Annotated in this window: 20 protein-coding genes; 8 read left to right on the top strand and 12 right to left on the bottom strand. The window is 35.4% G+C overall.

Annotated elements, in window-relative coordinates:
• Positions 1–79: 79 nt before the first annotated feature.
• Positions 80–985 (bottom strand): sugar phosphate nucleotidyltransferase, encoded by a 906-nt coding sequence (locus tag IR022_RS18245; protein ID WP_194204802.1) that lies wholly within the window; start codon positions 983–985, stop codon positions 80–82.
• A gap of 154 nt (positions 986–1,139) precedes the next feature.
• Positions 1,140–3,263: a Tex family protein gene (locus IR022_RS18250; RefSeq protein ID WP_194204803.1), complete on the bottom strand. Its 2,124-nt coding sequence runs from the start codon at positions 3,261–3,263 to the stop codon at positions 1,140–1,142.
• 248 nt (positions 3,264–3,511) lie between these two features.
• Between IR022_RS18250 and fldA the strand changes: the two genes are divergently transcribed.
• Positions 3,512–4,012, top strand: coding sequence for a flavodoxin FldA (gene fldA / locus IR022_RS18255; protein WP_050709413.1), 501 nt, complete (start codon positions 3,512–3,514; stop codon positions 4,010–4,012).
• Between the two features lie 51 nt (positions 4,013–4,063).
• Positions 4,064–4,405, top strand: coding sequence for a DUF2023 family protein (locus IR022_RS18260; RefSeq protein WP_194204804.1), 342 nt, complete (start codon positions 4,064–4,066; stop codon positions 4,403–4,405).
• Between the two features lie 85 nt (positions 4,406–4,490).
• Here the strand turns inward: IR022_RS18260 and IR022_RS18265 are convergent, their stop codons facing one another.
• The 5 genes from IR022_RS18265 to IR022_RS18285 all read right to left on the bottom strand — a co-directional run bounded on the left by IR022_RS18265 (position 4,491) and on the right by IR022_RS18285 (position 9,126).
• Positions 4,491–5,201, bottom strand: a complete 711-nt coding sequence (locus IR022_RS18265; protein WP_194204805.1) for a hypothetical protein — start codon at positions 5,199–5,201, stop codon at positions 4,491–4,493.
• Positions 5,202–5,287: 86 nt separating this feature from the next.
• Positions 5,288–6,340 carry a CDP-glycerol glycerophosphotransferase family protein gene (locus tag IR022_RS18270; RefSeq protein WP_194204806.1) on the bottom strand — a complete coding sequence of 351 codons (1,053 nt, stop codon included), beginning with the start codon at positions 6,338–6,340 and terminating at the stop codon, positions 5,288–5,290.
• A 10-nt stretch (positions 6,341–6,350) separates the two neighbouring features.
• The gene (locus tag IR022_RS18275; RefSeq protein ID WP_194204807.1) at positions 6,351–7,082 is read right to left on the bottom strand and encodes a sugar phosphate nucleotidyltransferase; all 732 of its coding nucleotides are present in this window, start codon (positions 7,080–7,082) and stop codon (positions 6,351–6,353) included.
• Positions 7,083–8,153 (bottom strand): pyridoxal phosphate-dependent aminotransferase, encoded by a 1,071-nt coding sequence (locus IR022_RS18280; protein WP_194204808.1) that lies wholly within the window; start codon positions 8,151–8,153, stop codon positions 7,083–7,085.
• A 334-nt stretch (positions 8,154–8,487) separates the two neighbouring features.
• Positions 8,488–9,126, bottom strand: coding sequence for a nitroreductase family protein (locus IR022_RS18285; protein ID WP_194204809.1), 639 nt, complete (start codon positions 9,124–9,126; stop codon positions 8,488–8,490).
• Positions 9,127–9,308: 182 nt separating this feature from the next.
• On the opposite strand from IR022_RS18285, the gene IR022_RS18290 reads away from it, so the two are divergent.
• Entirely contained in the window at positions 9,309–9,863 is a 555-nt protein-coding gene (locus IR022_RS18290; protein WP_194204810.1) for a hypothetical protein, read from the top strand.
• A gap of 89 nt (positions 9,864–9,952) precedes the next feature.
• Here the strand turns inward: IR022_RS18290 and IR022_RS18295 are convergent, their stop codons facing one another.
• From IR022_RS18295 to IR022_RS18310, 4 genes are all read right to left on the bottom strand, one after another.
• Positions 9,953–11,077 carry a TlpA disulfide reductase family protein gene (locus IR022_RS18295; protein ID WP_194204811.1) on the bottom strand — a complete coding sequence of 375 codons (1,125 nt, stop codon included), beginning with the start codon at positions 11,075–11,077 and terminating at the stop codon, positions 9,953–9,955.
• A gap of 31 nt (positions 11,078–11,108) precedes the next feature.
• A complete protein-coding gene (locus IR022_RS18300) occupies positions 11,109–12,221 on the bottom strand; it encodes a TlpA disulfide reductase family protein (RefSeq protein ID WP_194204812.1) in 1,113 nt (370 codons plus the stop codon).
• Positions 12,222–12,312: 91 nt separating this feature from the next.
• The gene (locus IR022_RS18305) at positions 12,313–13,416 is read right to left on the bottom strand and encodes a TlpA disulfide reductase family protein (RefSeq protein ID WP_194204813.1); all 1,104 of its coding nucleotides are present in this window, start codon (positions 13,414–13,416) and stop codon (positions 12,313–12,315) included.
• Between the two features lie 212 nt (positions 13,417–13,628).
• Entirely contained in the window at positions 13,629–14,942 is a 1,314-nt protein-coding gene (locus IR022_RS18310) for a cryptochrome/photolyase family protein (RefSeq protein WP_194204814.1), read from the bottom strand.
• Between the two features lie 200 nt (positions 14,943–15,142).
• Between IR022_RS18310 and IR022_RS18315 the strand changes: the two genes are divergently transcribed.
• The 3 genes from IR022_RS18315 to IR022_RS18325 all read left to right on the top strand — a co-directional run bounded on the left by IR022_RS18315 (position 15,143) and on the right by IR022_RS18325 (position 18,279).
• Positions 15,143–15,412, top strand: a complete 270-nt coding sequence (locus IR022_RS18315; RefSeq protein ID WP_050709425.1) for a co-chaperone GroES — start codon at positions 15,143–15,145, stop codon at positions 15,410–15,412.
• 70 nt (positions 15,413–15,482) lie between these two features.
• Positions 15,483–17,117 carry a chaperonin GroEL gene (groL, locus tag IR022_RS18320; protein ID WP_050709426.1) on the top strand — a complete coding sequence of 545 codons (1,635 nt, stop codon included), beginning with the start codon at positions 15,483–15,485 and terminating at the stop codon, positions 17,115–17,117.
• Positions 17,118–17,370: 253 nt separating this feature from the next.
• Positions 17,371–18,279: an NAD(P)-dependent oxidoreductase gene (locus IR022_RS18325; protein ID WP_194204815.1), complete on the top strand. Its 909-nt coding sequence runs from the start codon at positions 17,371–17,373 to the stop codon at positions 18,277–18,279.
• A 397-nt stretch (positions 18,280–18,676) separates the two neighbouring features.
• Here IR022_RS18325 and pnp read toward each other — a convergent pair whose 3' ends face one another.
• A complete protein-coding gene (gene pnp, locus IR022_RS18330) occupies positions 18,677–20,863 on the bottom strand; it encodes a polyribonucleotide nucleotidyltransferase (RefSeq protein WP_194204816.1) in 2,187 nt (728 codons plus the stop codon).
• 332 nt (positions 20,864–21,195) lie between these two features.
• On the opposite strand from pnp, the gene IR022_RS18335 reads away from it, so the two are divergent.
• Together IR022_RS18335 and IR022_RS18340 are read left to right on the top strand one after the other, a co-directional pair.
• Complete coding sequence (locus IR022_RS18335) at positions 21,196–21,642, top strand: copper resistance protein NlpE (RefSeq protein ID WP_050709429.1); 447 nt, start codon at positions 21,196–21,198, stop codon at positions 21,640–21,642.
• A gap of 398 nt (positions 21,643–22,040) precedes the next feature.
• Positions 22,041–23,015, top strand: a complete 975-nt coding sequence (locus IR022_RS18340; RefSeq protein ID WP_050709430.1) for a hypothetical protein — start codon at positions 22,041–22,043, stop codon at positions 23,013–23,015.
• Positions 23,016–23,710: the final 695 nt, after the last annotated feature.

Genomic DNA, 23,710 nt, shown 5'->3' on the forward strand with positions numbered 1-23,710 from the left:
ATATAATAGATTAATCTTAAAACAAAGCAGCAGGAGAATATAGATTTTCCTGCTGCTTTTATATTCTAATTCTATAATCTTATTTCCAAAGTGGAGTAGGGTACTCACCGCTATTAGCAAGACCTTGAAGCTTGTCAACTACCGATTGACGGTCTTCAGCGTAAGTTACACCAAACCATTTAGAAGTAGTATCTAATATTTTTACATCTGCAGTTTTATTTTTGATCAAATGATCTACCATAAGAGGAATAAAATATTCAGACTTCAAGTTATCTTGATTCTTTTTCAAGAAGTCTACGAAGAAATCTTCCGAATATTGGAAATACTCAGGAGTGAATCCCCACATATTCATAGATACGGGAGTGTTTTCTTCCAATTCATGCCATTCGTTTTCACCCTCTTTATACTGAATCTTACCATCTTTGCGTTCGATGTGAGTACGCTCAGTAACCGTAGTCAAGAAGCCTTTATCATCACTGGCACAAACACCACGTGCAACAGATCCGCTTTCTGAAAGTGTATTACATAAACGGTATCCTACCATGCAATAATGGTTTTTGCTTCCTTCAAGATCGGTAAGGAATTTAGCAAGAGTAGCAAATCCGTCGCGACCATAGAAGTCATCGGCATTGATTACAGCGAAAGGTTCGTTGATAACGTCTTTACCCATTAGCACTGCATGGTTAGTTCCCCATGGTTTAACACGGTCGGGACTTACAGTAAAGCCTTCGGGTAGATTGTCGAGTTCTTGAAATACTATTTCTACCGGAATATGTTTGTTGTATTTAGATGCAACTTTGTCTATGAATTCTTTTTCGAAAGATTTACGGATTACAAATACTAGTTTGCCGAATCCACTTTTTACGGCATCATAGATAGAATAATCCATGATTGTTTCGCCACTGGGACCCAATCCATCCAATTGTTTAAGACCTCCGTAACGGCTACCCATACCGGCAGCAAGCACAAATAATGTAGGTTTCATTCTAATGTATTTTATGTTGTAATATTATAAGGTTTATAACGTCAAAGTTAAGTTTTTATTTGTTTAGGCAAAAGAAAGTATCGAATGATATATTTAGAAATATAGCAGTCTATAGATATTCTGTTTGCTAAAGCAATAAAAAGGGTAAGAGACTTTAATCGAGTCCTTTCATCGATAAAGCTACTCGTTTTCTGTCGGAGTCAACTGATAATACTTTCACTTGAACGTACTGATGTAGAGATACAATCTCAGTAGGGTCAGATACAAACCTGTCTGCTAATTCTGAAATATGTACCAAGCCATTTTCTTTAATACCTACATCAACAAAACATCCGAAATTGGTAACGTTAGTAACTATACCGGGTAGAACCATGCCTTCTCTTAAATCTGCAATGGTCTTGATTGTAGGATCAAATTCAAAAGCCTGAATCCCTTTTCGTGGGTCACGTCCCGGTTTATCTAATTCTTCAATAATATCGTTGAGAGTAGGTAAACCTACTTTATCATTCACATATTTATTTAGATTCAGGTTCTTTTTCAGTTCCTTGTTTTCGATCAACTCTTTTACGTTGCAACCTAAATCTTTAGCCATAGTTTCTACTACGACATAACTTTCTGGGTGTACAGCCGAATTATCAAGAGGGTTCTCTCCATCGGCAATTCGTAAGAATCCAGCACATTGTTCAAAAGCTTTTTCACCCATTCGAGGAACCTTAAGCAATTGCTTGCGAGTTTTGAATGCTCCGTTTTCGGCTCTGTAATTTACAATGTTTTGGGCTAGGGTAGGACCTAATCCCGATATATAAGTGAGTAAATGTTTACTTGCAGTATTTACATTTACACCAACCATGTTTACGCAACTTTCGACCGTTAAGTCAAGCGATCGTTTCAACTTCGTTTGATCTACATCGTGTTGATATTGACCTACACCTATTGATTTAGGATCTATTTTTACCAATTCAGCCAAAGGATCCATCAAGCGGCGACCAATAGATATGGCTCCACGAACTGTTACATCGTATTCTGGAAATTCCTCCCTTGCAATTTTAGATGCAGAATAAATAGATGCACCGTTTTCGCTTACTACAAATACTTGTACTTCTTTTTCGTAACGGATCTTCGTTATGAAATGTTCTGTCTCGCGGCTGGCAGTTCCGTTACCTATGGCAATAGCATCAATTTTGTAAGTCGATACCATTTGTGAAATCTTTCCTGCAGCTTTAGACGATTCGTTTTGAGGTGGATGAGGGTATATCGTTTCGTTATGAAGTAAATTTCCTTGCGCATCTAAACAAACGACCTTACAGCCTGTTCTATATCCGGGATCTATACCCAATACTCGCTTTTGCCCTAGAGGAGCAGCTAGGAGCAGTTGTCTGAGATTTTCGACAAATACACGTATAGCTTCTTCATCTGCAACATCTTTCGACATGGTAGCAAATTCTGTCTCTATGGATGGCTTAAGTAATCGTTTATAAGCATCTTTGATAGCGACTTCTACATATTCGGATGCTTCTGTAACTCCTTTTACGAATTTACGGTTGAGGCGTTCCAAAGCGTCTTCTTCTAGAGGTGCAATATTTATTCTGAGGAATCCTTCTGCTTCACCACGTCGCATAGCTAGTATGCGGTGAGACGAACAACGACTCAATCGTTCTTCCAGATCAAAATAGTCTCTGTATTTGTCTCCTTCCGCTTCTTTGCCTTTCACTACTTTAGATGTTACGAAAGCATCGCGTTGAAAAAGATTACGTATTGTATTACGGGCAGCTTCGTCTTCGCTTACCCATTCGGCAATAATATCGCAAGCACCATTTATGGCTTCTTTAGTATCCTGCACATCTCCTTTTACAAAAGTGAGAGCTTTAGATTCTACATCAAACTTCTGTTGTAGCATCAAAGCCTGAGCCAATCCTTCTAACCCTTTTTTACGTGCTATTTCGGCACGGGTTTGACGTTTGGGTTTGTAGGGTAGATAAATATCTTCGAGTTCGGTTGAATTCCAGCAATTTTCTATTCTCGATTTCAGTTCGGGAGTTAGTTTCTCTTGTTCTTCTATCGTTTTTAAAATGGTTTCTTTTCGCTTTGTTAGTTCTATCAGCTTGTCGTATTGCTCTTTGATGTCGGCAATCTGAACTTCGTCTAGTCCTCCGGTTACTTCCTTCCGGTAACGACTGATAAATGGGATGGTAGCTCCATCGTTAAGTAAGGCTATTGTCTTTTCTATTTGGCTCTCTCTAATATTCAGAGCCGATGATATTAGCTTATTAATGGTCATATAGTCAGTATATAATATTTTATTGCAAATCTACTTCCTGCCCCATCTAAGGCTATGTATTTGCTAGTTAAAATAGATTAACAAGATTCGTTTGTATATCAATTGCTTATTAGAGTCTGGTACTTATTAATAATGAGTATTTTATGAAAATATCCCTATTTTATGGTATTGTGTATACTCTAAAAGCCCGCTTTCTTTGTATTATTCAAAATCAATAAAATTAATTCTAAATACAAAAGAATAAAGACATGGCAAAGATAGGTATATACTATGGTTCTACAACCGGTAACACTCAAGATTTAGCAGAGCGTTTAGCAAAAGCTTTAGACGTAGCATCAGCTGACGTGCATGATGTAGCATCAGCTTCGGCAGACTTTAGTGCTTATGATGTGGTGTTGTTTGGAGGATCAACAATGGGTATGGGTGATTTTCAAGACGATTGGGAATCTTATATCGACGATGTCAAGAATGCAGACCTTAATGGTAAAAAAGTAGCTTTATTCGGCTGTGGAGACTCTTCTTCTTATAGCGACACTTTTGGTGATGCTCTAGGTAAAATTTATGAAGTGATAAAAAATAAAGGATGCGAAGTAATAGGTCGCGTATCTATCGAAGGTTATACTTTTGATAGCTCTGAGGCTATTGTTGACGGACAGTTTGTTGGATTACTTATCGATGAGGATAATGAATCTAATCTTACCGATCAGCGTGTTGCTTTATGGTTAGAGGATTTAAGAAAAGCAATTTAAGGTCGTAGACCTAATTTACAATATATGTTCCTTACCTCATAATTCTCAATTATGTTAGTATTTAATCATCATATTTACGAATTCAAAAAAGGAGTCAGAGACATGGTGCTCTGTACACTTCCCGGGAAACTGGAGGAGAAAGTAAAGGCTAAGCTCGAAAGGAATGAGATTAGTTATATGATACAGAAATTGAAGAATGGTAATATAAATGTCTTTTTTGGAAAGAAGGAATGTCTTGTAGTAGTGGACAAGCTATGTAAAGATAAGTCTTTAGACCAATTATCGGCAGAAGAAGATTTTATGATCGGTACTCTGCTTGGATATAGTGTAAGTGAACAATGCAGACGTTATTGCAAAAGAAAAAAAGAAACAAACGTCATATTCAGTTTATAGTGAATCATTTCTATTGATAGTTTTTTAGTTGATCATTAAATGCCCTAAGCTGTGAAGCTTGGGGCATTATATTTTGTAGTCCAATTTATATGGGTAAGAAATTACTCCCAAGAGTAGATTCGTCCATCGAAGCATATGAGTAGTGCTTTGGTAAGAACCAAGCTACGTATGCCATAATGGTATTAAAATGCTCTCGATCTTTAAATTTATCAGGAGTAAGATTAAATACAAGTTGTTGAGAGAATTCTTCACCCTTAGGTCGGTTGAGTAATGCTATTTTAGCATCGCTTATTTGTAAACTTTCGAAAAACATACGAAGGATAGCTCTTGTCTGAACAGGTATTATATATTCGGATGGTTGTCCCACTAATACTTTCTCTTCTTCTGCTATAACCTCATCGGATTTTTGCATATCCCAGTTGTCGGATTTTGTATAGAACTCGTTTCTTAAATGATAGTTTACGATATCACCGTATGAGAATACCCAATCAGGATTTCCTTTTTCAGGGTTTATTACGACTCCAAAACCTTGCTCTAAAAGAAAGTCAGGAATCATATTCTTGATCACATAACATTGAAATTGTTTATTAGGCTCTGGAGTGTTTAATACAAAATAAGGAAAGCCATCGGGACCACTTATTATTTGTGGATCACTACAAGCAAAACTTGCGTCGGCAACATTTTCAAAGAACTGTGCTCTCCAATTTTCGTCACGTAATTCTCCTTCAACATTAAATAATTCGTTTAAAATTGTGGTCTTCTCCAAATCTCCGTAATATGGCTCTTTCTCGGTCATGTGTGATAGAGTATTATGTATTATTGGTATTTCTAGATTTAGTTATAATAGACTTATTTAGTCAAGTGATAAGAAAGTCTAGGATTTTATTTTCGCTTGATTTTGCCAAACTTTTTAATAGATTGGTATTTTCTCCAAAGATTGAGCTTCCGTTCTTTGGGAACACCATGTCGGGCAATATAATCTTCAACAGCAGCAAACATTCGCTCAGCTACTTTTCCGTCCAGATAAGGATCGTAGTTGTTTATAATCCACTGGCGTTTCTCTTTATATTCGTCGCTGGTTTGTACTGTCTCAAAAGCTTCGCTTAGGAGATCAATATTATCCAGATCAAGCCAGTATTTATCCTTAGCCACATTTTTATATGTAATCACCGGTTTATCTAACAATAGGAATTCGTATACTGCCGATGAGGTATCACTGATCATAATATCAGAAGCCAAAATGTATTTGGTGATATTATGGTCGTCTATCCAGATGATATTTTCGACTTCGTTAGCTAGTTGCTTATATTCTTCAACCCATTCTTGTTTTGTTAGAGGATGGAATTTGAGAAGTATAACAACATCTTTTTCTTTAGCTAATGTTTTGAGGCTTTCTTTTATAAAAGGAAGTGAGGTAAGCGATGGCGAAAAAGTAGGTGCATATAAAACAACCTTATCTTTTTTATTGTCAGCTAATAACTGTTGTTTATAGTCGTCAAAAGTATGTAGATTGTTGAAAATCCAGTCCTGACGAGTCCAACCAGTTTCAACTACTTCAAAATCTTTATATTTAGCAGCTAATTTCTTAAAGGGTTCTGTGAAGAAAGGTCCTTGTGTGAGGTACATATCCAGATATCGGCGAATAACCCAATGATCTTTTTTTTCAGCAGCATACCCATGAAATATTTCGGCTTTTACGCCCGATAAATAATAGGGTACAATATTTCCGGGAACGAAAACTGCTTCGGGGAAAAAATCATAAGTTTCTTGTATCGAATTTGTCCATCTAACCTCATCTTTAAGAGAGAAGTCAGGGATGTTTCGAGCATCTACAAACCAAAGAACTTCGTGTTGTTGGCTTTTATTTGCCTCATCTTGCAAAGGAGCAAGAATACTTACTGCGTATTTATGCTCACAAAAAAGAACGATTTTCATATCTGTCTTTTTATAATAAGTGTGAGGGTAGCTTCTTACATGCAGTTTCGAAATCTTCTACGGTATCAAGTTCCATCGAAAATATATTAGTAGTGTCTACAATATACATATCGGCTCCTTTTTCTATAATATTTTCGAAAGCTGCTTCGTAGAATATGCCTGACTGATTTTTGTTAAGAATCATATCATCCATTTCATCAAAAAGAAGTTTGACTAATGGTGCTGAGAATTTCTCAATTCCTACCGATTCTCCAACTGCATCTTTAATGGAACAGACTTTACTTATTTCTTTTATTCTATTGGTCTCATCCACAATTACCTTTATCTCTTCATCACCTAATTCGTGAGAATTAAGAGCTAAACAGTTTTTGTGTGGAGATTCTAATAGGGCTGTAATGATGGGGGAGTCAAATAGAATGTCACTATCAAGTAGCATAATATCCTGACCCTTCACTGCCTCTTTAGTCATCCAAAGAGAATATATATTGTTTGTAGAAGCATATTTTTCATTGAATATATACTCTACCTGTAGTTTTGGATAGTTGACTGAGATGTAATCTTCAATCATCTCTTTTAAATATCCGGTTACAACTACAAACTCTTTAAATCCGTTCGAAATTAGAGAATCTATGGTACGTCCTAATAAGCATTTGCGGCCTACTTCGAGCAAGCATTTAGGAGTATTATCAGTAAGAGGTCGCAGGCGTGAGGCTATGCCGGCTGCCAGAATAACTGCTTTCATTTAAGATTTTGTATTAAGAGCAACTCTTCGTATTATTTCTACAACTTGTTTATTGATGGGGGTTGTTCCCAAGGTTATACGCATATGAGTACGCAAACCTTCTTCGTTCATGAATTTTACAACGATGTTGTCTTTTTTGAATTCTTCTTGAAGTTTCTCTTTTAGTTCTGTAGGATATTTTACTAATACAAAATTAGCATCCGAATTGTATACCTTAAAGCCTTCAATCGGGTTTAAGCCTGTTTTATATAATTCTTTATCCTGTTGCATTTTTTCAGCATTCGCATTGTAGTATTCAGTAGATTGAAGTGCTGCAATACCTAATTTTTCAGTTAGTTTGTTATATCCCAGATACATTGTGCTGAAATTGGTGAATTTCTTAAGACCATCGCCCATAAATCCATAACCCAAACGCAAACCGGGAAGTCCGTAAAACTTAGAGAATGTACGGATAATAAGCAAATTAGGAAACTCTTTTATCAGTTTCGAAATGTATGTAATATCTTTATTTGCAAAAGATGTATATGCTTCATCAATAACTACAATCGTATCTTTACCTAAGCTCGAAATTATATCCTTCATTTCATCTACTGAAAGAGAATTTCCAGTAGGATTATTGGGACTAGCCAATAAAACAATATCGGGGTTTTCGGCTTCCGCTATTTTCTTTATTTCCGGAATATTATATTTAAAATCATATCCATCTTCATAAAGTGGATACATTATCGTTTTTCCGTTTACCTCATCTGCAATAGATTTATAGTACCACCACGAGAATGTGGGAATAAGTATCTTACGTTGCTGATGTCCTTGACTAAGAAAGCAATGAATAATACCTTTCAGAATATCTTCTCCACCATATCCTAATACTACATTTTGTTCGGCAACATTATACATGTCTCCGATGTATTGAGATAGCTCGCTTTTTATTCCATGTTGAAAACAGCGGGTGTAGGTACATAAATCCTGAGGATTGAATTCTTTCAGAACTTTTGCTACAAGTGGAGATACTTCGTAGCTGTACTCATTTCGGTCGAGGTATATTAAACCTTTTGTTTCTGAATTACTCATAAGTCATAATTAATGAAACACTGTAAGTTCTAGTACTAGACTGATCTCAAGGCAAACCAATCTCAATTCTATTGATGGAATATAGAAGGGTAGCCAAAGTGTTTTTAAATTTGCTTGCAAAGGTATTAAAATAACATGATAAAAATTGAGTGTTTTGTGTTACTAATATAAAAATACTTTTCGGACTAATGATCTGCGATATACAGATGAGCCCCATCTCTTATAGATTAATTTCTATGCTAAAGTAAAGCAGGTGATATCTCCAACGTTTATTTCAAGGAAGATTTTTTTTACTCGTATTGCTATATCGAAAACTGTTTAATCCAAGTTTGGCTTATACCCATTGGGTAATCTCATCTGCGGAGAAACGGATAGAGTCGTGCCCCTCTTCGTCAGCTTTTCCTATTGATATTAGTAAAATAGGTATGTAACGTTTCGTATCTAAGCCCAATGCCTCCGTTAATTCCAATTTTTGATATCCTCCGATAGGATTTGTATCGTAACCATATCCTTTGGCGGCTAACATTATTTGCATACATACAAGTCCTCCATCAAGTAGCAGAGTATCTTTTATTCTCTCGTCGGTAAATACCGATCGGTAGGCTTCGTATTTTTCAAGAGCCGATCTTTTATTCTCTTCGGTAATTAAACCAAATCGTACTGCTGCCGAAAATATTTCATCTGCATATGTGAAGTTTTCTCTGTCTCCAAATACTGCAATAACAGCCGAAGATGTTTCGCACTGCAATTGATTGAACATAATATGTGAACTTAGTAGTTTCTTAGCTTCTTCGGACTCTATTATTACAAAACGCCAAGGTTGAAGATTTAATGATGAAGGAGCAGTTAATGCATCCTGCAAAATATTACTCATTTCTTGTTTGCTGATTTTTATGGTAGGGTTGTATTTTCTAATTGTGCGGCGTTCTTGCATTATTTTATTTGCAGGATTTTTGACTCTTTTTATTTCCATGGTGCAGAGATGTGTTTTTATAATTACTGATAGGTTATCTAATTAAACAAAGATAAAGGAAATAGGTCGAAAATCTTATCTTTGCTCCTTATATATTGGCTTAGAAAAACTTACTGAGAGGTTTGTGTGTTCTATAGTGATTGATATTACAATAAATGTTTTACTATACTTAATAAGAAATAATGAAGAGTAAGAATATTATATTTCCTGTATTTTGTATGTTGGTTGTCGGTCTTTTGTTTTCATGTAAAAGCGACAACGTATATGATGAGATGCCCGTCGGTAAAGATCTGACTGTTGCCTACGAAAAATTACTTAAGCAAAATAAATTGACGAAAGATTCAACAGAGTGTTTTCTTGAAATAGGGTCAAATTTTGTTATATATCCCGATAATAAAGTCGAACAGAATCAGGCTTCTGTTTATATTATTGTAGACCAGAAAGGGAAAGGTCTGTATAAATACATCTATAATATGACCAGCGACAAGTTTGATTCATATAATGTGAAAATGGAAGACGACTCTGTGAGTGGTTTTTTTGCTCACCAAATATTCCTTTCATTTGAAAGCTTAGATATAGTAAGGGATAGCTTGCTGAAAAAATCAGAGATAGCTAGTCCTAAAATAGCAAACCTTCGTTTCTATATAAGTCCATTGTCTAATAGACCCGCAGTAGAAGCAGTGGTGGAGGATATTGACAATCCAGATAATTCAAAAACTATTACTTCAAGTAATTGAAGGAGTAAGAAACAGTTTTATATAAAACCAAAAAGAGCCCGAATCGGATTAGATTCAGGCTCTTTTTGGTTTAGAAGCGTAGTTCCTTCTTATTTCATTAGCTCAGCTAATTTCGATAATAATTCACTAGCATGTATGTCTTTTGCAATAATCTTGCCTTCCTTATCTAATAGTACAGTGTGAGGAATACTATTTACTGCATAAGCTGCTCCTAATTCGGTTTTCCAACCCTTAAGATCTGATACTTGAGGCCATGTGATATTTAGGTCTTTAATTCCTTTTTCCCATGCTGCTTTATCATCATCCAATGATACTCCTACAATTTCGAAGCCTTTGTTTTTATATTGCTTGTAAGCTTCTACAACAGTTGGCATGTCTTTGCGACAAGGAGGACACCATGATGCCCAAAAGTCAACAAGTACATATTTTCCTTTTCCTGCATAATCAGACAATGAAAGTTCTTTACCATCGGGAGTAGTACCTTTTATATCAATAAATTGTTTTCCTACTTCTGTTCCTTCGAGAGCTTGAAGTCGTTTTTCCAATTTCTGAACTCTAGCGCTTGCTTTAACTTTAGCGTCAAGAGAAGGTAATAATTCTTTTAATTGAGTAGCATCAAACGATACCCCTCTATCTATAAGTACATATACTCCAAAAGGGTTTGTAATGTTGGCTTTGGTGAAGTCAAACACTTCTTTTTTCAAACCATTATATAAAGAGTCATATTTGTTATCTAACTCTTTTTCGTATTCAGGAGTTAAAGTTCCAGCCTTTTCAGCTTCTTTACCTAGTTTCGATAATTCGCGAAGTTGGTTATTGATTGCATTTCTTTTATTTGAGAATTCTTGATATTTATCATTCAAAGCAGTTCCTTTTACAGTAACCACAAATGCTGTATCAATAGAAACATCAATATTGCCACTTTCAATTGCTACTGGCACAGGTCTGGATAAACCTTCTGTTGAAATAAAACGAAGAGCAGGATTTTGTTCTGCTATGCCTTTAAATACGAAAGTTCCGTTCTGCACAGTTGTTGTGTCAACAGATACAAACTCTCCCGTATTCTCATCGATTATTTGTAGAAAAACCTCTAAACTGTCAGATCCTCCCGATATATTTCCGGTAAGAGTATACTCTTTCGAATTTGGTTGTCCTGTACATGCTGCCATCAATATAATAGTGGCAGCAAAAAGTAGAGATGAAATTTTTTTCATAAATATTCAGTAATTTAAAATTAGTATAGACTTATTTTAATAACTCATTAATCTTGTTGTCAAGCTCTTGTCCTCTTAGGTTTTCAGCTACAATTGTACCGTCTTTGTCAATTAGTACAGTGAAAGGAATACTTCTTACATTATATGGAGCGCCTAATTCACTATCCCAACCTTTAAGGTCTGACATATTAGGCCAAGCCATATTCAGGTTTTTGATTGCAGCAGTCCATTTGCTATTGTCTTCATCTAATGATATACCTACGATTTCGAAACCTTTGCTTTTGTATTTGTTATAAGCTGCAACGACATGAGGCATTTCTTTAATACAAGGTCCACACCAAGAAGCCCAAAAGTCAACTAAAACAACTTTACCTTTTCCAGCATAATCTGATATTGCAATAGTTTTGCCTTCTGGAGTTTTGCCTTTAACATCGATAAATTTTTGTCCTACAAAACTACCTTGTTGAGCTTGAGCTTGCTGACCGCCATTATCCATTCCAAGAAGATTGTTGATAGTCTTTTGGTATTCGGGGCTTGCCAGTTTAAGTATTTCTTGAACTTGAGCTTCGTCAAAAAGATCAATAAACGAAACAAAGTAAAACTCTCCGATTCTATTGTTTATATTTTCTTTAATAAAGTCGTAACCAATTGTGCTCATTTCTTTTTGTAGCTCATGCATTTGGTCGATATATGTTTGACGTTCGTTAGGATCTGCTACCTGAGCAGCCTGTCTGTCTATACCTTCCATTTTTTTAGCAACAACTGCCAGTTTATCAAAGAATACTTGACTTTTCTCATTTAGAGGAGTACCTTTTACTTTAGGAACACTGTCGATATACATATCAATATTTCCTTTTTCGTAAACAAAAGGAATACCGTTTGGAGTACCTTCAGCTGCCTCTTTAACTACAATATAAGCAACGCCAACTTCTGTTGAATCGTTAAGGATAAATTTAAATGCACCATCTTTTACTACAGTAGAGTCTACTGGTTGAAAGGGAGCATTGAAGTCTTTCATCGTTAATAGATAGACTTGTTTCCCGTCATTGTTAGCATTTGCAAATTTACCGTTCAGCTCACTTTTTTGAGAACATGCTGATAATAGCAATGCTATGGCTGGCAATAGATATAGGAATCTTTTCATGTTAATTATTTTTATATTTAATATTTTGAAATTTTATTTTGAGTAATATACAGGCAGATTACACTTTCTGAGCAAGAAAAAGGTCTGCGATCTAATCTAGCAACTCTTGTAATTTATTTAGTAGCTGAGTACCTCTAAGGTTGCTATCTATTATCTTGCCATCTTGGTCTATCAATAAAGTGTATGGAATACTGTCAATGCCGTATAATTTAGCAGCAGCACTTTTCCATCCTTTAAGATCCGACATCTGAGGCCAAGTCATATTCAGGCGATCAATAGCACCAAGCCATCTCGCTTGATCTTCGTCCATAGATACACCCACAATCTCGAAACCTTTGTCTTTGTACTGATTATATGCTTCTATTACATGAGGCATTTCCTTGATACATGGTCCACACCACGATGCCCAAAAGTCTATTAATACAACTTTGTGCTTACCTACATAATCGGACAAGGATATATTGTTACCCATTGGATCTTTTAGTGTGATGTCTTTATATGGAGCTCCTGCAACTTTTAAATTTTTAGCTTCATAATAAGAAATCACTTGTTGCCCTAAGTCGCTATTTCTGAATTCGGGTCTCATCAAAGAGGTCAATTCTAATACTTGATCAGGCGTTAGAACTTCAAACGATGATAGAGCTATAAACTCCCCTAAGTCGTTATTGATATTTTCCTTAGCAAAACTATATCTGCTTTCTTGTAGTTCTTTCATTATTGCTTGACCTTCCTTCATCATTTTATCTTGATTGCCGGAGGTTTGTAGTAGTTGAGAGTACTTCTGAACAACGGTCTCTATCTCATTGTTCAAAGAATCTTGTAAATTAGAAAAATCCTGGAAGCTATTGTTTCGTGGAGTTCCTTTAATTTTATTTTTTCGTCCTATTGCAAGAACTATTTCACCTGGTTCAGCCAGAAAAAAAGCAGGGGCATAGTTAATAGGCGCTTCTGTTGAAATAAATCTTAATGCGGGTTCTTTCGCTTGGGCAGCTTTTGTAAAGCTAAAACTGTTGTCTTTAACCGTTGTGCTATCAATATTGACGAATCCGTCTCTAGTATCATTCAACTGCTGCAAATACACTTTCTTTCCGTTGTATTGATTGTCCTCGATACTTCCCTTAAGGGTATATGTTGTGTTCTGAGCGTAGATTGCTGATGAAATAAATAAAAATAAACCTAATGCTTTTCCGTACATAAATACTTTTTATATTAAAGGCTTTAACCCTTTTTGTTACTTAACTAAGTATAGGTGTAACCTATCGTTATAATTAAACGATGTTCTAAAAAAAAACGCACTTTTACTTAATTTATAAACAAAAGTAGGGAAAGTATTTGATTAGTAAGTAGAACGATATATATTTTAAGTAATCTTAGATTTATAAATACTTTATAATTTAAACAGTACGTTTATTTTTTCAAGGCATTACTATATACATCAAGTGCTCTTTTTCTTGCAAACTCATGATTGACAATCGGAGGGATATAATTTAAAGGATCAAAATCAGGTATCCACCTTTTGATATATTCTAAGTGTTTATCAAACTTTTCTGTTTGTAGCTGTGGATTAAATATTCTGAAATAAGGTACAGCATCACAGCCGCTACTGGCTGCCCATTGCCAGCCACCATTATTAGCTGCAAAATCAAAATCGAGCAACTTATTGGCAAAGTAGGCTTCGCCCCATCTCCAATCAATTAATAAATGTTTGATGAGAAATGAAGCTGTAATCATTCGTATACGATTGTGCATAAAACCGGTCTCATTAAGCTGTCTCATACCTGCATCTACTATTGGATAACCTGTCTTTCCTTCGCACCACGCTGCAAATTCAGTTTCATTGTTTCTCCATACAATTTCGTCATACTGAGGTTTGAATGCCTGGCCTTTACATATGTGAGGGAAGTGCCATGTAATAGCATGAGAAAACTCTCTCCAGATTAGTTCATTAAGGAAAGTATCATTTATGGATTGTGCCTTTGCTATAAGTTTGCGTATACTTATAGTTCCGAATCGTAAATGAATACCTAATCGGGAAGTCCCCTCTATTGAGGGATAATTACGTTGTTGAGTATAGTTTTTGATTAAATGATCACTAACTTCTATTGGAGGAAATATGAGTCCTCTTCGTTGAGTAAACCCTAAATCGGATAGGCTCGGAATATTGTCATTCTCAAATTTATAGAAATTAGAAAAGAAATCTCTATTGTCAAATGATTGTAAATGTACTGGTTGAATATGTTGTTTCCATCGTTTACTATATGGAGTGAAAACAGTATAAGGTGTTCCGTCGTCTTTTAGAATGTCCTCTTTACTGAAAATAACCTGATCTTTGAAACTTAGGAAATCAATATCTTTTTTTCGTAGGAAATTTTCAATATCAGTATCTCGCCTTCGTGCCGAAAGTTCGTAATCTTCATTTATGTATACAGCCTTGATTGTATACTGTTTACAAAGATTGTCAAAAAAGACTTCAGGTGTTGAATGATCTATTTCTATAGAACTTCCATAACCCCTTAATTCTTTTTGTAAGATTTGTAGTTGCTGATGAATAAATTCTACTTGCGCATTCTCGGGTGTTTCAAACTGTTTAAGAATATCAGTGTCGAAAATGAAGATAGGCAAAACTGGATACTGACTTTTCAAAGCATGATAAAGTCCTGCATTATCATCAAGGCGTAAGTCTCTGCGAAACCAAAAAAGAACAATAGGGTCAGACTTCATCAGAATAGTTTGTTTTTATATTTAGGCAGATATAGATATACTGCTAATAGCTGAAATATAACAAAACGACATCTTGTCGTTTTAGTTGTATGATTCACTCTGTCGTTTTGGCAGTATCTTATTTTGGCATAGATTTCGCTATAGTTTGACTGAGTATAATCAATATCAAATATAACAAACAAATAATAAAAATTAGAATTATGAGTATTAAACCTTTAGCAGATAGAGTGCTTGTTAAGCCAGCTGCGGCAGAAGAAAAAACTGTAGGAGGAATCATTATTCCTGATACTGCAAAAGAAAAACCATTGAAAGGTGAAGTTGTTGCTGTAGGTAACGGAACTAAAGACGAAGATATGGTATTGAAAGCAGGAGATCAGGTACTTTATGGTAAATATGCCGGTACTGAAATAGAATTGGAAGGCGAAAACTTTCTGATTATGCGTCAGTCTGATGTACTTGCTATTATTTAAGTATTCCAAGTAATGAAAAGGTCTGAGACCTTAAATTTATCTCTAACGTTTTAAAGAATTAGAAAAAATCATGGCTAAAGAAATTAAATTTAATATTGATGCTCGCGACGAACTAAAAAAAGGCGTCGATGCATTAGCAAATGCAGTAAAAGTAACCTTAGGTCCTAAAGGTCGTAATGTTATTGTAGAAAAAAAATTCGGTGCACCTCATATCACTAAAGACGGTGTAACTGTAGCAAAAGAAGTAGAGTTGGAATGCCCATTCCAAAACATGGGAGCTCAACTAGTAAAAGAAGTAGCTTCTAAAACTAACGATGATGCAGGAGACGGAACAACTACTGCAACTGTACTTGCTCAATCAATCATCAGTGTTGGTTTGAAAAACGTAACAGCGGGTGCTAACCCAATGGATTTGAAACGTGGTATCGACAAAGCTGTTGCTAAAGTTGTTGCTAACTTGAAATCTCAATCGGTTGCAGTTGGCGACGATTTGCAAAAAATAGAGCACGTAGCTAAAATTTCGGCAAATGGCGATGAAACTATCGGTAAGCTGATTGCTGAGGCTATGGGTAAAGTGAAAAAAGAAGGTGTAATTACTGTAGAAGAAGCAAAAGGTACTGAAACTTACGTAGATGTAGTTGAAGGTATGCAATTCGACAGAGGTTATATATCTCCATACTTTGTTACTGATACTGAAAAAATGGAAGCTGATTTAGAGAATCCATATGTTCTTATCTATGACAAAAAGATTTCGGTATTGAAAGATATTCTGCCAATACTAGAAAAAACAGTTCAATCAGGACGTCCTTTATTGATCATTGCAGAAGACATCGATTCTGAAGCATTAACTACTTTGGTAGTTAACCGTCTTCGTGGTTCGTTGAAAATTGCAGCAGTAAAAGCTCCAGGATTTGGCGACCGTCGTAAGGAAATGTTGGAAGACATTGCAGTTCTTACAGGTGGTGTAGTTATTTCAGAAGAAAAAGGTATTAAATTAGATGCAGCTACTATCGACATGCTTGGTACTGCTGATAAGATTACTATCAACAAAGACAATACTACAATTGTAAACGGAGCAGGAGATAAAGCTGCAATCGCTTCACGTGTAGGTCAAATCAAAACTCAAATCGAAAAAACAACTTCGGATTACGATCGTGAAAAACTTCAAGAGCGTCTTGCTAAATTAGCAGGTGGTGTTGCAGTTCTTTACGTAGGAGCTCCATCAGAAGTTGAAATGAAAGAGAAAAAAGATCGTGTAGATGATGCTCTATCTGCAACTCGTGCTGCTATCGAAGAAGGTACAGTACCTGGAGGTGGTGTTGCATACATTCGCGCAATTGAATCTCTTGAAGGTTTGAAAGGCGAAAATGAAGACGAAACTACTGGTATCGAAATCATCAAACGTGCTATCGAAGAGCCACTTCGTCAGATTGTAAACAACTGTGGAAGAGAAGGTGCTGTAGTAGTACAAAAAGTACGTGAAGGAAAAGGAAACTTCGGATACAATGCTCGTCTTGATATCTATGAAGACTTAGTAGCATCAGGAGTTATCGACCCAGCTAAAGTTGCACGTGTAGCACTTGAAAATGCTGCATCTATCGCAGGTATGTTCTTAACAACAGAATGTATTATCGCGGATAAGAAAGAAGAAAATGCAGGTCCAGCAATGCCTCCTATGGGTGGCGGAATGGGTGGAATGATGTAATTCGTCATTCGCTGTAATAAAGAATTAATGATAAAAAACGCTTTCGGATATTTCCGAAAGCGTTTTTGTTTTATTGATATAGATAGGGTAGTAGACATGGTGACTTTTTAGGTAAATTGGTTTTTATTAGGTATGTTTGAAGCTTGCTAATACTCTATTAGTGCTAATATGTTGTAGTTAACCACTACAGCTATTTTTATGATTGGACGAAAAGGTCTGATACCTTAATTATATATTTTAAAAATAATCTTCTATGAAATTTCAAAAAATAACGATGATCGATGCTTGTCGTTTAACAGAGAATGCAATTCCTGAAATTCAAAAACTATCAACCGAACCTCTTAAATTATATTGGAGCCATCCTTCGTCAGAAGAAGAGGTAATTGAACGCATTGGTGATAGCGATTGCGTTTTGGTGAGCTTTCAAACACGACTTACTCCTGCAATTATAGCTGCTGCTCCCAACCTCAAATATATTGGTATGTGTTGTAGTCTTTTTAGCGAAGAAACGTCTAGTGTTGATATTCCAGCTTCAAGAGAGCGAGGTATCGTTGTAAAAGGCGTAAAAGATTACGGAGACGAAGGTGTTGTTGAGTTTATCTTTAGTCAATTGATCAATCTAGGCAAAGGATATGGCAAATATCAATGGAGAGAAGAACCTAGCGAACTTGGAGGAAAGAGTATTGGTATAATTGGTATGGGTACTTTAGGTCAGATGGTTGCTGCAGCTGCTCGCTCATTCGGAATGAAGGTTTACTATTATAGCAAAACGCGCAAAGCTGATGAAGAGGCTAGAGGATCGGAGTTTTTACCTCTTAAAGATTTGATGGCTACAAGTGATGTTGTTACTCTGCACTTACCTCGTTATACTGTTCTTGTCAATGAAGAAGAATTTGCATGTAGGAAGAAAAATTCGGTATTCATTAATACATCCTTTGGTCCTTTGTTTGATAAAGATGCTTTTGTTAAGTTTATGAATGCAGACAAAACTTCTTTTGCATTTTTCGATGCAGATGGAGCGGGGGTGTATTATAAAGAATTTTCAGAAATGGAGAATATTGTACTTTATGATAAGTCGGCAGGCTTTACAAGAGAATCTAAAGAGCGGTTATCTCAAAAGGCAATAGAGAATATGGTTTCTTTTTTGAAGGACGGAAAATAAGGTCTTAGCTTATGGTCTATTATTCATAAAATAGACTGTATATCAGAAGTGGAAATTTAGGCTGTTAGATAAATAATAAATATGTCCATATGTTGATTATTTATATGGACATATTTGTTTTTTTAGCGACCTGTATGGGTATTGACTAGCTGTGAAACTTTTTATTCAGCAGATAGGTTAAGAATCATTTTTTTTCGCAAAACAATATACTCTTTGGCATGTTTTAAAAATTGATAAGTATAGAATCCACTGGTATCTGAATTACGATAAGTAATCATAACCTTATATCAAAATGTTAAGTGGGTTTACCATAATATTGATTCCTACATATTAATATGAAAATAGGCTACTCCAATTGGAATAGCCTATTTCTATATAAATAGAATCTTTGATTCTTTTATTCAGCAGCAGGAGCTTCTGTTTGAGGAGCATCACCTTCTTTTTTTACTACAGGTCTGTCAGGACGAGGAGGGCGAGGAAGAAGAGCTTTACGTGATAGTTTTATTTTGCCTGTTTTAGCATCAACATCTACCAGTTTTACTTCTATCATATCACCTTCTTTAAGACCTGATTCTTCGATTGTTTCAACACGATCCCAAGATAGTTCCGAGATGTGAAGTAAACCGTCTTTTCCAGGTAAGAATTCGCAGAAAGCACCGTATGGCATTATTGAGCGAACTTTTGCAGTGTATATTTCTCCAATTTCAGGAACTGTAACAATACCTTTAATTCGAGCCATTGCAGCATCAATAGAAGCTTTGTTGGTTGCAGATATTTCTACACGACCTTGGTTATCTACTTCTTCGATAGTAACAGTAGCACCAGTTTCTTCTTGAATACCTTGTATGATTTTTCCTCCAGGTCCGATAACTGCACCGATAAATTCTTTAGCAATCATTACGATCTCGATACGTGGAGCATTTGGTTTAAGATCTTCTCTTGGTCCAGATAGAGTTTCCAATACCTTACCTAAGATGTGTAAACGACCTTCACGAGCTTGGTTCAATGCTTTTTCTAAGATTTCAAAAGACAATCCGTCTACTTTGATATCCATTTGAGTAGCAGTGATACCATCTTTTGTTCCACAAACTTTAAAGTCCATGTCTCCCAAGTGATCTTCGTCTCCTAAAATATCAGAAAGTACAGCGAAGTTTGTTCCTTTTTTCTCAGAAATAAGACCCATTGCGATACCTGTTACAGGTTTCTTAATGGTTACCCCAGCATCCATAAGAGCTAGAGTTCCAGCACATACAGTTGCCATTGAAGATGATCCGTTAGATTCCAAGATGTCAGATACGATACGTATTACATATGGATAGTTTGCAGGAATCATTGGTTTCAAAGCACGGTGTGCCAAGTTTCCGTGACCAATTTCGCGACGACCTACGCCTCTTTGTGGACGAGCTTCACCGGTAGAAAATGGAGGGAAGTTATAATGTAACAAGAAACGTTCTTTACCGTTGAATAATACATCATCGATAATTTTCTCGTCTACTTTAGTACCTAAAGTAACAGTTGTCAACGATTGAGTTTCACCACGAGTGAAGATAGCCGATCCGTGAGCTCCTGGTAGATAATCTACTTCAGACCAGATTGGACGAATCTCAGTAGTCTTACGACCATCAAGACGTTTTCCTTCATCAAGGATAGAACGACGCATAGCTTCTTTCTCAACATCGTGATAGTAACGGGAGATCAAGGCACCTTTTTCTGCTAACTCCTCAGGAGTTAAAGCTGCTTTATATTCGTCAACAATTGCTTTGAAGTTAGCAATACGTTCGTGTTTGTTTGTGTTACATGATGCAGCAACAACATATGCTTTATCATAACATTTTTCCCAAACGTCTTTGCGTAAATCCTCGTCATTTACTTCATGACAATATTCTCTTTTTACAGTTGTACCACATAGCTCCATCAATTCGATTTGAGCTTGGCATTGTACTTTGATAGCTTCGTGTCCAACTTTGATAGCTTCAAGCATTTCTGCTTCCGAAACTTCTTTCATTTCGCCTTCCACCATCATAATATTGTCGATAGTAGCACCAACCATAATGTCCATATCTGCTTGTGCAAGCTGTTGGAATGTAGGGTTTACTACAAATTTTCCATCAATACGACCTACTCTAACTTCTGAGATAGGACCGTTGAAAGGAATATCCGATACGGCTAGAGCTGCAGAAGCTGCAAGTCCTGCCAGCGCATCAGGCATATCTATGCCATCTGAAGAGAACATTGTTATAGTAACAAATACTTCAGCATGGTAATTGTCGGGGAATAGAGGACGTAGTACTCGGTCGACTATTCGACATACTAGGATTTCAGAGTCCGAAGCACGCCCTTCTCTTCGAAGGAAACCTCCGGGATAGCGACCTGCCGCAGCAAACTTCTCTTTATATTCAACTTGCAAAGGCATAAAATCTACACCTGGATTTGCATCTTTTGCGGCACACACAGTTGCCAATAACATGGTGTCACCCATTCTTAGCATAACAGAACCATCTGCCTGTTTTGCTAATTTACCTGTTTCTAAGGTGATAGACCTTCCATCACCTAAATCGATACTTTTTGTAATCGGTTTAATCATAATTCTTTTTTACTTCTTAAAATCGCATAAAGTTACTCAAAGTTTTTTAATTATTGTGCTGACAGATAGATTAAAGACAATGAAGTTATCTCTACTTTTTATTTTAATGTCGGATTTTTAGTAGGTGAGGATATAATTTTTCTGTTTTATACTTATATGATCCAGGTAAAGATGTAGGTGTATTTCGTCAGAAAAGGAAAAGTATATTTATAAGAATACTTATTTTTGGAAATTTATATATATACTTGTTAACTTTTTAAAGAAAGGTAAACCTTTTCAGTTTTCGGACTGTTATATTTTACCAAAAGCTAGAAATTTAAATATTTAATAATATGAAAAAGGGAATTGTTTTATTGTTTTCGGTAGTCTTATTTAGTTGTAATAACAAACCTCAACAAGCAGGGCAACCAGATGGTGCTACTTTACAAGGATCGGATACGGTAACAGTGGTGGATGATGAGCACAATGCTATGAATTCGCTTGATTATAAAGGAGTGTATAAGGGAGTTTTACCAACAGCTTCGGGTAGTGGTATGGATGTAATGATTGAATTGGCCGATAGTACTTACAATAAAAAGATACTTTATGTAGGAAAAGGTGATAAGGCTTTTTATACCAAAGGAGCTTATTCGTGGAACAAGGAAGGTAATACTATTACTTTAGAAGGAGAAGATAAACCAAATCAATATTTTGTAGGTGAGAATACTTTGACTCAACTTGATATTGATGGTAATAAAATAAAGGGAGAGATTGAAGAAGATTATATTCTAAGAAAATAAGAAAAAAGTAAGAAAAAAGAGAAAAGAGACTTCTATCATGTGATAGTTGTCTCTTTTTTTTATTTTCGTGAAAAAAAGTCTCTATTGTGTCACCTTGTTGTTTTAACGATTGTGATGTTGAACTAATTTTCTTTTTAAATGTTTCTATATCACAAGCTGGCTGGGCATTATATGCTAATGGTTAAGTAGGTCTGTGGTCTTTATGGGAAGATATTACGAGAAAGAACCCCGCATTTTTAAATATTATAATTTATGGATGTAATAATAGGTGATATTTTTTGTTAAACGCGGCTTTACCTCTTTTTATTTAACATTGAGGAGCTATCGAATATTTTAGAATTTTAATTAATAGATTTTATTTAATACTTATAAACGTTAGTCATCCATTTTTGAAAAGTATGAAGGACAAATACAATTTAAATGATCAGGTTGTTTCTGCGATAAAAGGTTCAATCCCTAAGAATAGTAATGTTATTAATGAGTTGATGGATGTTTTGCCTATTGGTAAAGAGGCAATTTATCGGAGGTTGAGAGGTGAGGTTCCTTTTACTTTTGAAGAGATTGCTAAATTGTCTTTGCATATGGGTTTTTCTTTGGACGCTATTTTGGGAGTGAAAAATCAGGAAAGAGCTGTCTTTCATCTTAATATGTTGGATGTTAATAATCTTATGGAAGATTATTGTTCGAGGCTTAACGATTATATTCAATTTTTTCAAAGGATGAGCTCTCAAAAACAGTTAAAAGCTGTATTTGCTTTTAATACACTTCCATATTCTTTTTACTTGCCTTTCGAGAATCTTTCTCGATTCCGACTTTACCGATGGTTTTACCAAGCAAGTAATACACAGTCTTACGTCTCCTTTTCCGAATTACAGTTTACTCAGGAAGTTCTGGATATGCAGGCTGCTTTTATCAAAGAGAGTAGAAGTATTCAAGAAGCGATGCATATTTTGGATCGAGATATATTTAATTCAGTAATTAAGGATATAAATTATTTTTTTAAATTAAATCTAATTACCCCTGAAGAGCTTGAATTGTTGAAAAGTGATCTTTTCGCATTAATAAATGAATTGGAAGTTATTGCAATATCGGGGATGTATAAGACTGGTACAAAGGTTTCTCTCTATTTGGCTAATGTTAATCTAGAGGCATCGCATTCTCATATAGAGTCTGATGTTGTGGGTTACTCTCATCTTAGAGTGTTAGCTGTAAATGGTCTTGATTCTCAAAATTCGAAAGTGTCAGATGCTCAAAAAAATTGGATTGAGTCTCTTAAGCGTTGTTCTACTTTGATCACGCAGAGTGGAGAGGTCGATAGGTTTGCTTTTTTTAGAAAGCAGAGAATAGCTGTTGCGAATGTTGGGCGAGATTAATCCTTTTTTTTTTAATACTATTTCTCTTTTTTTTATAATTTAAATATATTCTTCTTTTTGGAGGAGCTTAGTCTGTTTAGCATCCTCTTTTCATTTTAAGATGTTGTTTTTTTAGTTGGTTTGTGTCTGTTTCAGATTATTTTTTTCATCGAAACTCCTTTTTTGTCAATTTTTACCACCTTTCTTCTGAAAATGGTTGCGAGGAATATAGTAAAAACACTAAATATAGTGATTGACTTGCGCAATTAATATATACTTTTACTCCCCGGAAAATAGTAAATCAAAAGGTATGTTATTAAAAAAAAAGGAAGATGTGAATCAATGAATATCTTTCCCTCCATCTTAAAAATTCAAGTCTCTTTATTGTATTTCAAAGTGCAAGCTTGTTAATTTGTGCTACTTGAATAATCTATTGATATTAATGTTTTCGTTGTGAAATTGTAGGCAGAGATGCTAAAATATTGGTGAAAAGAATATAAGGAATTAAATTGACATATAGATAATAATCAGAATTTTAAATTATGCTACTTGAATCAAAGGATCGCTTGAATTAGACCCCGAAAAAATGTGTGTTAAGTAATGGAATATCAGTGTTAATTAATTAACGTTGACCGCTTCCTTTGTGTCGTACTGAGCCGAATATAAGGTAGTTTGCCTCCTTGTATGGTTCTGGTAGAGAGAAACTCTTGTGTTAA

It is taken from the genome of Dysgonomonas sp. GY617, assembly GCF_015233815.1.
GTDB lineage: Bacteria > Bacteroidota > Bacteroidia > Bacteroidales > Dysgonomonadaceae > Dysgonomonas_A.

Coding starts and splice junctions, on each gene's coding strand:
- IR022_RS18245 (WP_194204802.1), bottom strand. CDS start 985: ATGAAACCTACATTATTTGTGCTTGCTGCCGGTATGGGTAGCCGTTAC.
- IR022_RS18250 (WP_194204803.1), bottom strand. CDS start 3,263: ATGACCATTAATAAGCTAATATCATCGGCTCTGAATATTAGAGAGAGC.
- fldA (WP_050709413.1), top strand. CDS start 3,512: ATGGCAAAGATAGGTATATACTATGGTTCTACAACCGGTAACACTCAA.
- IR022_RS18260 (WP_194204804.1), top strand. CDS start 4,064: ATGTTAGTATTTAATCATCATATTTACGAATTCAAAAAAGGAGTCAGA.
- IR022_RS18265 (WP_194204805.1), bottom strand. CDS start 5,201: ATGACCGAGAAAGAGCCATATTACGGAGATTTGGAGAAGACCACAATT.
- IR022_RS18270 (WP_194204806.1), bottom strand. CDS start 6,340: ATGAAAATCGTTCTTTTTTGTGAGCATAAATACGCAGTAAGTATTCTT.
- IR022_RS18275 (WP_194204807.1), bottom strand. CDS start 7,082: ATGAAAGCAGTTATTCTGGCAGCCGGCATAGCCTCACGCCTGCGACCT.
- IR022_RS18280 (WP_194204808.1), bottom strand. CDS start 8,153: ATGAGTAATTCAGAAACAAAAGGTTTAATATACCTCGACCGAAATGAG.
- IR022_RS18285 (WP_194204809.1), bottom strand. CDS start 9,126: ATGGAAATAAAAAGAGTCAAAAATCCTGCAAATAAAATAATGCAAGAA.
- IR022_RS18290 (WP_194204810.1), top strand. CDS start 9,309: ATGAAGAGTAAGAATATTATATTTCCTGTATTTTGTATGTTGGTTGTC.
- IR022_RS18295 (WP_194204811.1), bottom strand. CDS start 11,077: ATGAAAAAAATTTCATCTCTACTTTTTGCTGCCACTATTATATTGATG.
- IR022_RS18300 (WP_194204812.1), bottom strand. CDS start 12,221: ATGAAAAGATTCCTATATCTATTGCCAGCCATAGCATTGCTATTATCA.
- IR022_RS18305 (WP_194204813.1), bottom strand. CDS start 13,416: ATGTACGGAAAAGCATTAGGTTTATTTTTATTTATTTCATCAGCAATC.
- IR022_RS18310 (WP_194204814.1), bottom strand. CDS start 14,942: ATGAAGTCTGACCCTATTGTTCTTTTTTGGTTTCGCAGAGACTTACGC.
- IR022_RS18315 (WP_050709425.1), top strand. CDS start 15,143: ATGAGTATTAAACCTTTAGCAGATAGAGTGCTTGTTAAGCCAGCTGCG.
- groL (WP_050709426.1), top strand. CDS start 15,483: ATGGCTAAAGAAATTAAATTTAATATTGATGCTCGCGACGAACTAAAA.
- IR022_RS18325 (WP_194204815.1), top strand. CDS start 17,371: ATGAAATTTCAAAAAATAACGATGATCGATGCTTGTCGTTTAACAGAG.
- pnp (WP_194204816.1), bottom strand. CDS start 20,863: ATGATTAAACCGATTACAAAAAGTATCGATTTAGGTGATGGAAGGTCT.
- IR022_RS18335 (WP_050709429.1), top strand. CDS start 21,196: ATGAAAAAGGGAATTGTTTTATTGTTTTCGGTAGTCTTATTTAGTTGT.
- IR022_RS18340 (WP_050709430.1), top strand. CDS start 22,041: ATGAAGGACAAATACAATTTAAATGATCAGGTTGTTTCTGCGATAAAA.